The organism is Brevibacterium sp. VCM10, assembly GCF_000583215.1.
In the GTDB taxonomy this organism is placed as follows: Bacteria; Actinomycetota; Actinomycetes; order Actinomycetales; family Brevibacteriaceae; genus Brevibacterium; species Brevibacterium linens.
This window is the reverse complement of sequence record NZ_JAJB01000023.1, coordinates 110,538-123,299: the sequence shown is the minus strand read 5'-3', so window position 1 is coordinate 123,299 and position 12,762 is coordinate 110,538. Positions and strand designations below refer to the sequence as shown.

Below are 12,762 nucleotides of genomic sequence, written 5' to 3'. Positions count from 1 at the left end.
ACCTCGCGCGAGGTTGCTGGGCCGCCGTCAGGTAGCAATTGGGGAAGAGAACGGGGTCCGAACCGTGTGGTTCGGACCCCGTGAAGCTATAGCCTCAGTCGTGCGCTCAGAGAGCGTTGATCTGCGTGGACAGGCGCGACTTGCGGTTCGCAGCGTTGTTCTTGTGCAGAACACCCTTCGAAACAGCCTTGTCGAGCTTGCGGGCAGCCACAGCGTAAGCCTGCTGTGCCTCTTCCTTGTTGCCGGCAGCAATGTTCTCGCGAACGACGCGGACGTAGGACCGAACCTCGGACCGGACAGCCTTGTTGCGCTGACGAGCCTTCTCGTTGGTCTTGATCCGCTTGATCTGGGACTTGATATTAGCCAATTTCAACACTCTTTCGTGTTAGTGGTACATGGTCGTGAGGGCGCATCGAACCGACATGATCATCTCCGCGGGGAAACACATCGACGACTTCGAATCCGACGGCATCTTCACCCGACCTCGGCGAGACACACGCCTTGATGAAGACACAATCACCTATGATACAGCCTCGAACACCGGGCCGGAAATCCCTTTGCCGCCCGCCCGTTCAGGCAAAACACCGGGCCTCGGCCCGGCAGTGTGCCGGGTCTCAGCCGGAGATGTGCTCGGCCACGTGATCGAACACGTCACGGGGCATGATCGCGCCCTCCCTGCGGATCGAATCGGGGTCGAGCCGAATGATCCGATCGAGACGGAGCTCTGAGGGCCGACCCTGCGAATCCCAGTCCCCGGTGCCGATATTCATCCATGTGGCGTGCCGGTCCTGACGGACCTCGCCGACGCCGCCGGGGATGTGATCCTTGCTGGTGAGCATGAGCGCGAGCACCCATCGGCCGTCACGGCCGACGATCAGCGACGGTCGATCCTTGCCCTGAGTGTGGTCCTCCTCGAACGGCACCCATCCCCAGACGACTTCGCCCGGATCGGCATCGCCGTCGAGGTCGGGGGAGTAGCTGACCGTGATCGAGCCGGTGTAATCACCGGGATACGCACCCGATCCGCCCTGGCCGTTCGAGGCGGAACGATCGGCAGAACCCGCCGAGGCGGCACCTCCGTCGCCCGACCGTGCCGGATTCGGCCGGCGGGCATCGGTGGGCTGCGATGCGGCTTTTGAGTTCTTCTTCGACTGTGACTGCCGCAGGTAGCGCAGTCCCTCACGGACACCGATTCTCGCGGCCCGATTGACCAGTGATTTCCAATTCATGTCTCCAGCCTAAACGAGCAGGCTGTCACAGGCGGCGAAGAACAGCGTGCCGTCACAGTCCGGCGAACGACTCGCCTCGGTCACGAGAATTCGAGGACCGCTTCGACGGGGAAGTGGTCGGAGGGGTACGTCCCGTCGATCTCGAACGTGTCGATGCGCGTGGACACCGTGCGCAGGCCCGGGGTCGTCAGGATCCAGTCGATGCGCGGCTCACCGGCTTTCGGGCCCGTGTAGCGATGGAAGGTGCCGATATCCTCCCCGGGGATCTCCGCGGCGGTGTCGGTGAGGCCGAGTTCGGTGCAGAAGAAGTCGTAGACCGGGGAGCCAGTGGCGACATTGAAGTCACCGGTGACCACGCAGGGATGGGCCGCCTCGGCGATGGACTCGGCCATGATCCGACCGGACTCGAGACGGGCGCGCTCGGACTTGTGGTCGAGGTGGGTGTTGAGCACACGCAGCCGTCGGTCGGAGTCGAGGTCGCGGACATCGACCGTCGTCAGGGTGCGTGCATGCGAGACTCCCCATGACTCCGATGCCACGGTGTCGGGCTGTTCGGACAGCCAGCTGATGTCGACGGCGTCGACGTCGAAGCGCTTCGAATCGAGGATCACGGCCGTGAACTCTCCGGAATTGCCGCCGGAGTGGCCCTCTCCGAGCCAGATGTACTCCTCGGGCAGCAGGCTGATGAGCGTCTCGAGCTGGTCGAGTTCGCCCTCCTGGGTGCCGATGAGGTGCGGACGTGCGCGCCGGATGAGCTCGGCGGCGATCGGCAGCCGCTCGGCCACCGGATGTCCGTCCATGGCGGGATAGCGGAGGTTGAAGCTCATGACCCGGAATTCGCTCATGCCACCATCTTCCCCGATCGGCACGGTCCGGCACATGCATCGGCCCCGTTCGGCGCGGACGAATCGCATCCGACAGCTGACGAACCGCGAAAGTCCCCGACGATGACGACGTGCACGTCTGTGGATTCCAGGTCCGTGCACAAGTCATGAAACAATGGGAGATCGGGTCTGACCGGGGACCCGGTCTGTCAACGAAAGGGCGTTCATGTCACCTCAGGTGAATCAGGAAGCTGCACAGCGGATCTCACCGTCTGCCACCTCACCCGAGCTGATTCGCAATTTCTGCATCATCGCTCATATCGACCATGGCAAATCGACCCTGGCCGACCGCATGCTCCAGATGACCGGTGTCGTCGAGAACCGCGATATGCGCGCCCAGTACCTCGACCGGATGGACATCGAACGCGAACGCGGAATCACCATCAAGTCCCAGGCCGTGCGCATGCCGTGGGAACACGGGGACACTCCGTACGCGCTCAACATGATCGACACTCCCGGCCACGTCGACTTCAGCTACGAGGTCTCGCGGTCCCTGGCCGCCTGTGAAGGCGCGCTGCTGCTCGTCGACTCCGCTCAGGGCATCGAAGCCCAGACGCTGGCCAACCTGTACCTGGCCATGGAGAACGATCTGACGATCATCCCCGTGCTCAACAAGATCGACCTGCCGGCCGCACAGCCGGAGAAGTACGCGGACGAGCTCGCCAACCTCATCGGCTGCGAACCCGAGGACTGCCTGCTCGTGTCCGGCAAGACCGGTGAAGGCGTCGAAGAGGTCCTCGACCGCATCATCACCGATATCCCCGCTCCTGTCGGCAACGCCGACGCCCCGGCCCGCGCCATGATCTTCGACTCCGTCTACGACACCTACCGCGGTGTGGTCACCTATGTTCGGCTCGTCGACGGTTCCCTCAAGCCGCGTGAGAAGATCGAGATGATGTCGACCGGCAGCACTCACGAACTGCTCGAGATCGGTGCCTCCTCACCCGAGCCGAAGGCGACGAAGGGCCTCGGCGTCGGTGAGGTCGGCTATCTCATCACCGGTGTGAAAGATGTCCGGCTGTCGAAGGTCGGCGACACCGTCACGCTGGCTGCGTCTCCCGCATCGGAACCGCTCGAGGGGTACAAGGAGCCGCAGCCGATGGTGTATTCGGGCCTGTTCCCCATCGACGGCTCGGACTACCCGGTGCTGCGTGACGCGCTGGACAAGATCAAACTCAACGATGCCTCCCTGGCATACGAGCCCGAGACGTCCACGGCGCTGGGCTTCGGCTTCCGCTGCGGCTTCCTCGGCCTCCTGCACCTCGAGGTCCTCCGCGATCGGCTCGAGCGCGAATACGACCTCGACCTCATCTCGACGGCACCGAGCGTGATCTACGACGTGACCATGGAGGACGGGACCGAGACGACGGTGACGAACCCGAGCGAATTCCCCACGGGCAAGGTCAAGGAAGTCAGAGAGCCCATGGTCCGGGCGACGATCCTCACTCCGAGCGACTACATCGGTGCGGTGATGGAGCTGTGCCAGACCCGTCGGGGCAACCTGCAGGGCATGGACTACCTGTCCTCGGACCGCGTGGAGATCCGCTACCGCCTGCCGCTGGCAGAGATCGTCTTCGACTTCTTCGACCAGCTCAAATCACGGACCAAGGGCTATGCGACGCTCGACTATTCCGATGACGGGGAGGATCCGTCGGATCTCGTCAAGGTCGATATCCTGCTGCACGGTGACCAGGTCGATGCGTTCTCGGCGATCGTCCACCGCGACAATGCCTACTCCTACGGTGTGGCGATGGCAGGCAAGCTGCGCAAGCTCATTCCGCGCCAGCAGTTCGAGGTGCCCATCCAGGCGGCCATCGGCTCTCGCATCATCGCCCGTGAGACCATCCGTGCCATCCGCAAGGACGTGCTGTCGAAGTGCTACGGCGGCGATATCAGCCGTAAGCGCAAGCTGCTCGAGAAGCAGAAGGAGGGCAAGAAGAGGATGAAGGTGGTCGGCACCGTCGAGGTCCCGCAGGAAGCCTTCATCGCGGCTCTGTCCTCCGACGAGCCGGAGACGAAGGACAGCAAGAAGTAAGTGCCCGCACAACCGACCGGTGAGGTCCCTCCGCGCGACGGTTCGCTGCCGACTTCGGCGGGGATCGGGGCCGCTGAGCGAGGGCTGAGCCTCTACATCCACGTCCCGTACTGCCGGGTCCGCTGCGGCTACTGCGACTTCAACACCTACACCGCCGACGACCTCGGCCCGGGCGCGTCCCGTGAGGACTACCGCGGAAACCTCGCCCGTGAGCTCGATCTGTCCGTGTCCACCCTCGCCGAGGCTGGGGCGGGCGACCGTGAAGTCTCGACGATCTTCTTCGGCGGGGGCACCCCGACGCTGCTCGCAGCCGACGTGCTCGCCGGGGTGATGGACGATGTCCGCGCCCGCTTCCGCCTGGCCGAGACCGTCGAAGTCACCACCGAAGCAAACCCCGACACCCTGGATCCTGCCTATATCGCGACTCTCGCCGGAGCCGGTGTCAACCGGATCTCCATGGGTATGCAGTCGGCCGTGCCGCATGTGCTCGCGACCTTGGACCGCACCCATGATCCGGAGAAGATCCCCGAGGTGGCTCGCTGGGTCAAGGACGCCGGACTCGAACTCAGCCTCGACCTTATCTACGGCACCCCGGGGGAGTCGATCGACGATTGGCGTCGCTCGCTGGAGGTTGCCCTGTCCAACGAGGTCGATCACATCTCGGCGTATTCCCTCATCGTCGAACCGGGAACGAAGATGGGCGCGATGGTGCGCCGCGGCGAACTGCCGATGCCCGATGAGGACGACTTGGCCGACAAATACGAGATCGCCGACGCCGCGATCTCCGCCGCCGGTCTGCATTGGTACGAGGTGAGCAATTGGTCGACCGGTCCCGATACGCGCTGTGAACACAATCTGGCCTATTGGCGCAATGCCGACTGGTGGGGCTTCGGGCCGGGCGCCCACTCCCATGTCGGGGGTGTGAGGTTCTGGAACGCCAAACATCCGCGTGCCTGGGCCGACCGGCTCGTGGCGGGGCAGTCCCCGTCGATCGGTCGGGAGGTCCTCGATGATCGGACCCGGGAGATCGAGCGGATCATGCTCGCCGCTCGAATCGACCGTGAGCTGCGCCTGGACGCTCTGGCTCCGGGCAGCCAGCAGGCGATCAGAACCTTCGTCGGACAGGGTCTGCTCGACGCGGATGGCGCCGCGGCCGGCTGGTTCCAGCCGACTCTGCAGGGACGTCTCATGGCCGACTACATGGTGCGTATCCTCACCGAATACGTGTGAATGAGTCTCGCCCCGCCATCCGGATCGGGCGGCGGGGCGAGCTGCTCAGCGAATCTGCGTCGGTGGGACTCTCGGGCTGCGTCAGCTCACTTGATCCAGTTCGGAGTCATCGGGATTCGGTAGCCCTCACCGCGGTTGGCTGCCATTCCGGCGATGATCTCGATGACGATCATGTAGATCGAGAGCACCGGCAGGAGCAGCAGGATGAGGAAGCCGATGCCGACGATCGTGAGGATTCCGCCGATCAGTCCGATGCCGAATCCGGCGATGACACCGATGATCAGCAGGTTGAGCGACTGTGCGCCATGATGACGCAGGAACGGCGACTTGTCCTTGTTGATGATGAAGAGGATGAGGGTGACGATCCAGCCGACGCCGACGACGTAGGTGGCGGCGTGTGCGAGGTGTGACCACAGTGCGGTGGTGCGTTCGCTCTGGTCGGCGTTCCAGAATCCGAGTGAGTTCGGACCGTAGGCTGCGTCCGGAAGTTCTGCTCCCACGGGAACACCGGCGGCAGCCGACTGCGCCGAGGATGCTCCCTGGAATCCGTATCCCGCCTGCGGCTGTCCCTGGGGAGCGCCGAAAGGCTGCTGAGAGCCGAAGCCGGGCTGAGATCCCTGCTGAGGGTTCTGCGGCTGCGAGCCGTACTGGGCCTGACCATTCTGCTGCGGCTGCTGCGCTTGCGGCTGCTGTGAGCCCGACTGCGGGGAATAGTTCGGGGGCATCGGCTGTGACTGTCCGTTGTTCGGCTGCTGCGGGTTTTCCGACATGAGAGTCCCTTCAGAGTGTGCGATCACTCCACATTAACCCAGGGAGTGCGGGCTGTCCCAGAGTGCGCGGGGTGACGGGGGATGGTCACTTCACGAAGTTGATGGTGAGCGGAAACCTATACCCCTCGCCCCTGTTCGCTGCGACGGCGGCAATGATGTAGAGGACGCAGTAGACGAGTGGGACGATGACCGCGGCGTACATGATGATGATGCCGATCCCGAAGGTCACCAATGCGAGGATGAAACCGAGGATGCCGAAGACGAAGAGGGCTGCGAAGGTGACGATCGTGTTCGTGATCATCGCGTTGAGTCCCTGACGCGAATGCTCGCGGACGAACGGCGACTCGTCCTTCTTCACGAGGAACATGATGAGCGGCATGAAGCCGAACAGAAGCGCGCCGAGGTGGGTCCACAGAGCCGTGGTCCGGTCGGGTTCGGGGGCCATCCAGAACTGTTCGGAGCCGGGTCCGTACGCCTGCTCGGGCAGGGAGCGGGAGTCGAACATCGCCGGGTTGTGCATCTGCGGCATGCCGTAACCCGGCTGCGCGCCAAATCCAGTCTGCCCACCGTACCCCGGCTGCGCACCGTACCCCGGCTGACCGCCGTAACCAGGCTGCGCGCCGAACGACTGTTGTGAGCCGTAGCCCGTCTGACCACTGTGCGTCTGCGGCCGAGAATACTGCTGGCCCTGCGGCGCGTAGGGCTGCTGCGGGCCCGACGCCTGAGAGTAGTTCGGCGGCATCGGTCGGCTGCCGGGCTGCTCGGGGTGGTGCGACATGGGGATCCTTTCGAAGAACGCTTGCCCTCCAGACTAGCCGAGCCCCGTGTCCCGAGGATGTCGGGAAAGCCTCACTCCTGTGACAGTTTCGGCACACGCCGACAGCTCACCGTGACCACCACGGGCCACCGCCGCACCACCGAAGCCAATCAGCCGACGGTGACGAAGTCGATGAGCTCCTCGACCCGACCCGACAGCGTCGGTTCGACATCGGCGATGGTGCTCACCTTCCCGAGGATGCGCACCCAGCCGCGAGCGACGTCCCGATGATCGGCGTGCGGCCATCCGATGCGACGCAGTATTCCCGTCTTCCAGTCCTCACCGCGGGGGACGACCGGCCATTGCCGGATGCCGACGACATGGGGCTTCACCGCCTGCCAGATATCGACGTAGGGGTGGCCGATGATGTGGACGACGTCGCGGTAGCGCGGATCGGCACGGACCGCCTCGGCGATCTTCGATTCCTTCGTCCCAGTCACCAGGTGATCGGCGAGGACACCGACCCGATGGTCCCGATCCGGACCGAAGGCTGCGAGCTTGTCGGCGACGTCGTCGAGACCGCCCAGGGGTTCGACGACGACGCCTTCGATGCGCAGATCATCGCCCCAGATCTTCTCGACGAGTTCGGCATCGTGCTTGCCCTCCACCCAGATCCGCGATCCACGAGCCACCCGAGCCTTCGCGCCGACCACGGCGCGAGACCCGGAAGCCGTCCGCCCGGGCTGCTGCGCCTTCTTCTTCGGCAGCTGCACATCGACGGGCTGTCCTTCGAGGAGGAAACCCGGTCCCAAGGGAAAGGCCCGGACCTTGCCGACGCGGTCCTCGAGCTTGACGACGACACCGGCCGTGGTCTTCTCCGCGCCGACGACAGCACCGACATAGCCGCTCATCGCATCCTCGAGAACCATGCCCAGGCCGAGCTCGACCTGGCGGGACTTCTGCGGACGGTGCGACGACGGCGAGGAACCGGAGAGCACATCGGGGCCATAGCGATCAAAAGCATTCACGGGCACCCACCATAATCAAGGACGGTCTTGCAGGCGCGCAGACCCGCAGGTCACCCCCAGAAATGAATTCCGGGGACGAGAAGCGTAGAATTGGCACTCAGGCTCAAGGAGTGCCAAGTATCGGCACGGGACCGTGATCGGCTGAAGAGACGGAGAGGAGAACCGCGATGAACGACAGCAGACGTGCACAGGTGCTGCGCGCCATCGTCGAGGACTTCGTCGCCACCAACGAACCCGTGGGATCGAAGGCGATCGTCCAGCGCCACACCCTCGGCGTCTCCCCGGCCACGATCCGCAACGATATGGCCCAGCTCGAGCAAGAAGGCTATATCGCCCAGCCCCACACCTCGGCCGGTCGGATCCCCACCGACCTCGGCTACCGGATGTTCGTCGACCGCATCGACGAGTTCAAACCGCTGACCACCGCCGAGCGCCGCGCGATCTTCCAGCTCATCGACGGCGATGTCGACCTCGACGAGATGCTCGACCGCACCGTCCGCGTGCTCTCCGGCCTCACCCGCCAGGTGGCGCTCATCCAATACCCGACGGTGTCGCGGGCGCGCATCAAACACGTCGAGATCGTCGGCCTCGGCCCCGGCCGGATCCTCGTCGTCCTCATCACCGACGCCGGTCAGGTCGAGCAAAAGTCCGTGATCTCCCCGACCCCGCTCGATGAGGATGCCGTCCGCGGGCTGCGCGACCAGATCAATGCCGAATTCGCCGGACGCACGCTCGCGCAGGTCTTCGGTTCGTCCCCCACCGCCGAGGCGGTCGCCACCGAATCGAGCGAGTCGGCGGGACGTGACGAGTCCGGACTCACACAGGTCAGGGCCGCCGTCATCGACCTCGTCGCCGCGACCCGCGAAGAGCGCATCATCATGGCCGGGACTGCGAACCTCGCCCGTTCCGGCAGCGAATTCGGAGAGAAGATGGCCCCGATCCTCGAGGCCTTCGAGGAGCAGGTGGTCCTGCTCCGGCTGCTCACCTCGATGGCAGAGGACCATGAGGGGATCAGCGTGCGCATCGGGCGTGAGAATACTCACGAATCGTTCAGCTCGACTTCCGTCGTCGCCGCCGAATATGGTCATGACGCGGGTTCGTCGGCCAGACTGGCGGTGCTCGGCCCGACCCGGATGGACTATCCGACGACGATCTCGGCAGTCCGTGCCGTCGCGAAGTACGTGTCCTCGATCCTCGACCGAGGGTAGGGCCGGTGCAGTGACGACGACCAGGGGCGCCCGCAGTCGGGCAGCGCGAAGCCGGTGAGCACCGCGCACCAGCGCAGCCACCACCACGAACAGAGAAGACCACTACGTCAGGGAGAGAGAAGTTTCTGTGGCCGATCACTATGAAACACTCGGAGTGTCCAAAGACGCTTCCGCGGCTGAGATCAAGTCGTCGTACCGGAAGCTGGCACGCAAGTACCACCCGGACGTCAATCCCGGTCACGAAGACGAATTCAAAGCCATCTCACTGGCCTACGACGTGCTCTCGGATCCGGAGAAGCGCCGCAACTACGATATGGGCGGCGGCGAAAACGGTCAGGGCTTCCCCGCCGGCGGCGGCTTCGGCGGGTTCGGAGACATCTTCGAGACCTTCTTCGGCGGTGGCGGCGGACAGGCCGGAGGCCCCATCCCGCGCACACAGCGCGGCAAGGACGCCCTCGTCGGCGTCAACATCGACTTGAAGACCGCGGCCTTCGGCGGCACCGTCGATCTCGACGTGACCACTGCGGTCGTCTGCGACACCTGTTCGGGTGCCGGCACGCAGGAGGGCACGAAGATCGAGACCTGCTCGCTGTGCCACGGAGCCGGCAGCGTCCAGCGCATGACCCGGACCCTGCTGGGCCAGATGGTCACGAACCAGACCTGCAACTCCTGCCACGGCTTCGGCACCGTCATCCCCAACCCCTGCCTCAACTGCCAGGGCGACGGACGGGTGCGCAAACAGCGGACCATGAAGATCCGCATCCCCGCCGGCGTCTCCGACGGCACCCGCATCCAGCTGTCCAGCCAGGGAGAGGTCGGTCCCGGCGGCGGACCCGCCGGTGATCTCTTCGTCGAGGTCATGGTCACCCGCCACGAGGTGTTCCAACGCGACGGCGACAACCTCCGGGCCGCCGTCTCGGTGCCGATGACCGCAGCGACCCTGGGAGCGACCATCCCGTTCGAGACCTTCGACGGCACCCAGGACCTCACCATCGCCGCCGGCACCCAGTCCGGCACCGTCGTCAAACTCCCCGGACTCGGCGCCTCCCGCCTGCGCTCGGAGACTCGCGGCGACCTGCTCATCACCGTCGACGTCCTCACCCCGGACGCCCTCGACGATGAACAGCGCGAACTGCTCGAGAAGCTCGCCGAACTGCGCGGAGAAGAAGCACCGCGGGCCCAGATCTCGACGGAGAACCGCGGAATGTTCTCCCGCATGCGTGAGAGGTTCGCCGGTCGGTGAGTCTTCCCGTCTTCCGCTCCGCCACCGCCGCCGAGGCGGTCGTCGGGTCCGCTCTCACCCTCGGCGAGGACGTGGCCGGGCACGCGGTGCGGGTGCGTCGGATCGGTCCCGGCGAGGACATCGACATCGTCGACGGGGACGGCACACGGGTGCGCGGAACCGTCACGGCCGCCTCGGCGAGCGAGCTGACGATCGACGTCACCGCGGTGACGCACGAGGACAGCACCGGCCCACGCCTCGTGCTCGTCCAGGCCCTGGCCAAGGGCGACCGAGACCTGCAGGCGATCGAAACGGCCACGGAGATCGGCGTCGACGACGTCATTCCCTGGGCCGCCGAACGTTCGATCGCCGACTGGCCGGCGAAGAAGCGGGAGAAGATGGCCGCGAAATGGGAGAACCTGCTGAATGCGGCCTCCCTGCAGGCGAGACGCTCCCGGTTTCCGGTGCTGCGCGAACTCGTCCGCGGGGCCTCCCTGGCCACAGCCTTCGACGAGTCCGATGCGGTCTTCGTCCTCCACGAGACCGCTCAGCGCAGACTCTCCGCAGCGCTGGCCGATCTGATCGCGGAGGGCAATTCGCCGCTGCCGGAGCGCATCGTCTTCGTCGTCGGGCCCGAAGGCGGCATCAGCGACGGCGAACTCGCAGCCCTGACCGGCCGTGGAGCGAGACCGGTGCTGCTGGGACCGACGATCCTGCGTTCGTCATCGGCAGGACCCGCCGGTCTCGTCCTGGCCCAGAATTCATTGGGCCGTTGGTGAGACACCGGACTAGGATGGAAGCACACTCTGGCGCCGCCGGTGACGGTGCGCCCACTTGCAAAGGAACATTCTGGACATCACCCCACCGAACCCGAACGCCATGAACCCCACCGACTCGGACGCCGCCGCACCCGGCGACGGTGCCGCGGGCAATGATGCCGTGACGGACACACGCGACGCCGAACGTGACACCGTGCGGCTGGTCATCCCGGACTCCATCGACCTCGTCGCCTTCTTCGGCCCCGGAGAGTCGAATCTGCGCGCCCTGGAGAAGACCTTCGACGACCTCGACATCCACGTCCGGGCCAATCAGGTCCAGGTCACCGGTGACCCCCAGCGCGTCGAAGCCTTCGTCAGCGTCATCGGGGAACTCAAGAAGCTGCACACGGCCGGCCATCGCATCAACGAAGAGACGATCGAGAGGGTCACGACGTTCTCCTCCGAGGGCGCGGCCGCCTCGGCGGTGCTCGGCACGAACATCCTGTCCACCAGGGGAAAGTCGATCCGTCCGAAGACGATGGGCCAGCACGACTACGTCAGGGCCATCCGCAACCACACGATCACCTTCGGCATCGGTCCGGCCGGAACCGGCAAGACCTACCTGGCGATGGCGATGGCCGTCAACGCCCTCCAGCACAAAGAGGTCTCGCGGATCATCCTCACCCGGCCTGCCGTCGAAGCCGGCGAATCCCTGGGCTATCTGCCCGGCACGCTCAATGACAAGATCGACCCGTATGTGCGTCCGCTCTATGACGCCCTCCACGACATGGTCGACCCCGAGTCGATCCCGCTGCTCATCGAGACCGGCACGATCGAGGTCGCTCCCTTGGCCTATATGCGCGGGCGCACCCTCAACGACGCCTTCATCATCCTCGACGAAGCCCAGAACACGACGGCCGAGCAGATGAAGATGTTCCTCACCCGCCTCGGCTTCGGATCGCGCATGGTCGTCACCGGTGACATCTCTCAGATCGACCTGCCGGGCAAGACCCGCAGCGGACTCAAGGTCGTCCGCGACATCCTCGACGGGATCGATGACCTGCAGTTCTGCGAACTGGGCAGCAAGGACGTCGTCCGGCATTCGCTGGTGACGAAGATCGTCGAAGCCTACGACCTGTGGGGGAGTGCCGAATGAACACCGAGATCCTCAATGAGACCGACGCCGAGGTGGACCTCGACGAAGTCGTGGCCCTGACCGAATACTTGGGCACTGCCCTGCACATGCACCCGGGGGCGGAGCTGGCCGTGACGATGGTCGATTCGGCGGCGATGTCCGAACTCCACGTGACCTGGATGGATCTCGAGGGGCCGACCGACGTCATGTCCTTTCCCATGGATCAGCTCCACCGTGGTGAGCCGGGGACGCCGACCGAAGGCCAGATGGGCGATATCATCATCTGTCCCGACGTCGCCGAAGCCCAGGCTCGGGCGGCCGGTCATTCGACGATGGACGAGATCCTGCTGCTGACCGTCCACGGTTTCCTCCACCTGCTCGGCTACGACCATGGTCAGCCCGAGGAGCGCGAGGAGATGTTCGCCCTCCAGCGGCATCTGCTGCTGACCTTCTTCGCAGCCCGCTACGACGGCCGCACCGACATTCCCACCCCCACCGAGGTCTGA

The 12,762-nt window shown here is 65.1% G+C and carries 13 protein-coding genes; 7 read left to right on the top strand and 6 right to left on the bottom strand.

The window, feature by feature from the left end:
* Nucleotides 1-106 precede the first annotated feature (106 nt).
* The 3 genes from rpsT to AD89_RS0106945 form a co-directional block, all read right to left on the bottom strand.
* Complete coding sequence (gene rpsT, locus AD89_RS0106955; RefSeq protein ID WP_025777880.1) at nt 107-367, bottom strand: 30S ribosomal protein S20; 261 nt, start codon at nt 365-367, stop codon at nt 107-109.
* Nucleotides 368-614: 247 nt separating this feature from the next.
* Nucleotides 615-1,229, bottom strand: coding sequence for a type II toxin-antitoxin system PemK/MazF family toxin (locus AD89_RS0106950; protein ID WP_025777879.1), 615 nt, complete (start codon nt 1,227-1,229; stop codon nt 615-617).
* A gap of 80 nt (nt 1,230-1,309) precedes the next feature.
* Entirely contained in the window at nt 1,310-2,074 is a 765-nt protein-coding gene (locus AD89_RS0106945; RefSeq protein WP_025777878.1) for an endonuclease/exonuclease/phosphatase family protein, read from the bottom strand.
* Between the two features lie 205 nt (nt 2,075-2,279).
* Between AD89_RS0106945 and lepA the strand changes: the two genes are divergently transcribed.
* On the top strand, nt 2,280-4,148 hold the full coding sequence (gene lepA / locus AD89_RS0106940) for a translation elongation factor 4 (RefSeq protein WP_025777877.1): 1,869 nt from the start codon (nt 2,280-2,282) through the stop codon (nt 4,146-4,148).
* Nucleotides 4,149-5,378 carry a radical SAM family heme chaperone HemW gene (gene hemW / locus AD89_RS0106935; RefSeq protein WP_025777876.1) on the top strand — a complete coding sequence of 410 codons (1,230 nt, stop codon included), beginning with the start codon at nt 4,149-4,151 and terminating at the stop codon, nt 5,376-5,378.
* An 86-nt stretch (nt 5,379-5,464) separates the two neighbouring features.
* Here hemW and AD89_RS0106930 read toward each other — a convergent pair whose 3' ends face one another.
* The 3 genes from AD89_RS0106930 to AD89_RS0106920 form a co-directional block, all read right to left on the bottom strand.
* Complete coding sequence (locus tag AD89_RS0106930) at nt 5,465-6,148, bottom strand: DUF4870 domain-containing protein (protein ID WP_025777875.1); 684 nt, start codon at nt 6,146-6,148, stop codon at nt 5,465-5,467.
* Nucleotides 6,149-6,233: 85 nt separating this feature from the next.
* Nucleotides 6,234-6,926 (bottom strand): DUF4870 domain-containing protein, encoded by a 693-nt coding sequence (locus tag AD89_RS0106925; protein ID WP_025777874.1) that lies wholly within the window; start codon nt 6,924-6,926, stop codon nt 6,234-6,236.
* A 149-nt stretch (nt 6,927-7,075) separates the two neighbouring features.
* Nucleotides 7,076-7,939, bottom strand: a complete 864-nt coding sequence (locus AD89_RS0106920) for a DUF3097 family protein (protein WP_081770366.1) — start codon at nt 7,937-7,939, stop codon at nt 7,076-7,078.
* 161 nt (nt 7,940-8,100) lie between these two features.
* On the opposite strand from AD89_RS0106920, the gene hrcA reads away from it, so the two are divergent.
* The 5 genes from hrcA to ybeY all read left to right on the top strand — a co-directional run bounded on the left by hrcA (nt 8,101) and on the right by ybeY (nt 12,762).
* Nucleotides 8,101-9,141 carry a heat-inducible transcriptional repressor HrcA gene (gene hrcA, locus AD89_RS0106915; protein ID WP_025777872.1) on the top strand — a complete coding sequence of 347 codons (1,041 nt, stop codon included), beginning with the start codon at nt 8,101-8,103 and terminating at the stop codon, nt 9,139-9,141.
* 127 nt (nt 9,142-9,268) lie between these two features.
* Entirely contained in the window at nt 9,269-10,384 is a 1,116-nt protein-coding gene (dnaJ, locus tag AD89_RS0106910) for a molecular chaperone DnaJ (protein ID WP_025777871.1), read from the top strand.
* Nucleotides 10,381-11,142, top strand: a complete 762-nt coding sequence (locus tag AD89_RS0106905) for a 16S rRNA (uracil(1498)-N(3))-methyltransferase (RefSeq protein ID WP_025777870.1) — start codon at nt 10,381-10,383, stop codon at nt 11,140-11,142. Before dnaJ ends, AD89_RS0106905 begins: the two co-directional genes overlap by 4 nt.
* A gap of 100 nt (nt 11,143-11,242) precedes the next feature.
* The gene (locus AD89_RS0106900; protein WP_081770365.1) at nt 11,243-12,277 is read left to right on the top strand and encodes a PhoH family protein; all 1,035 of its coding nucleotides are present in this window, start codon (nt 11,243-11,245) and stop codon (nt 12,275-12,277) included.
* Nucleotides 12,274-12,762 carry an rRNA maturation RNase YbeY gene (gene ybeY / locus AD89_RS0106895; RefSeq protein ID WP_025777868.1) on the top strand — a complete coding sequence of 163 codons (489 nt, stop codon included), beginning with the start codon at nt 12,274-12,276 and terminating at the stop codon, nt 12,760-12,762. Before AD89_RS0106900 ends, ybeY begins: the two co-directional genes overlap by 4 nt.

Bases quoted from the DNA above. Each gene is read 5' to 3' on its own strand.
- AD89_RS0106950 (WP_025777879.1), bottom strand. From the start codon at position 1,229: ATGAATTGGAAATCACTGGTCAATCGGGCCGCGAGAATCGGTGTCCGT.
- AD89_RS0106945 (WP_025777878.1), bottom strand. From the start codon at position 2,074: ATGAGCGAATTCCGGGTCATGAGCTTCAACCTCCGCTATCCCGCCATG.
- AD89_RS0106930 (WP_025777875.1), bottom strand. From the start codon at position 6,148: ATGTCGGAAAACCCGCAGCAGCCGAACAACGGACAGTCACAGCCGATG.
- hrcA (WP_025777872.1), top strand. From the start codon at position 8,101: ATGAACGACAGCAGACGTGCACAGGTGCTGCGCGCCATCGTCGAGGAC.
- ybeY (WP_025777868.1), top strand. From the start codon at position 12,274: ATGAACACCGAGATCCTCAATGAGACCGACGCCGAGGTGGACCTCGAC.
- AD89_RS0106900 (WP_081770365.1), top strand. From the start codon at position 11,243: ATGAACCCCACCGACTCGGACGCCGCCGCACCCGGCGACGGTGCCGCG.
- AD89_RS0106925 (WP_025777874.1), bottom strand. From the start codon at position 6,926: ATGTCGCACCACCCCGAGCAGCCCGGCAGCCGACCGATGCCGCCGAAC.
- lepA (WP_025777877.1), top strand. From the start codon at position 2,280: ATGTCACCTCAGGTGAATCAGGAAGCTGCACAGCGGATCTCACCGTCT.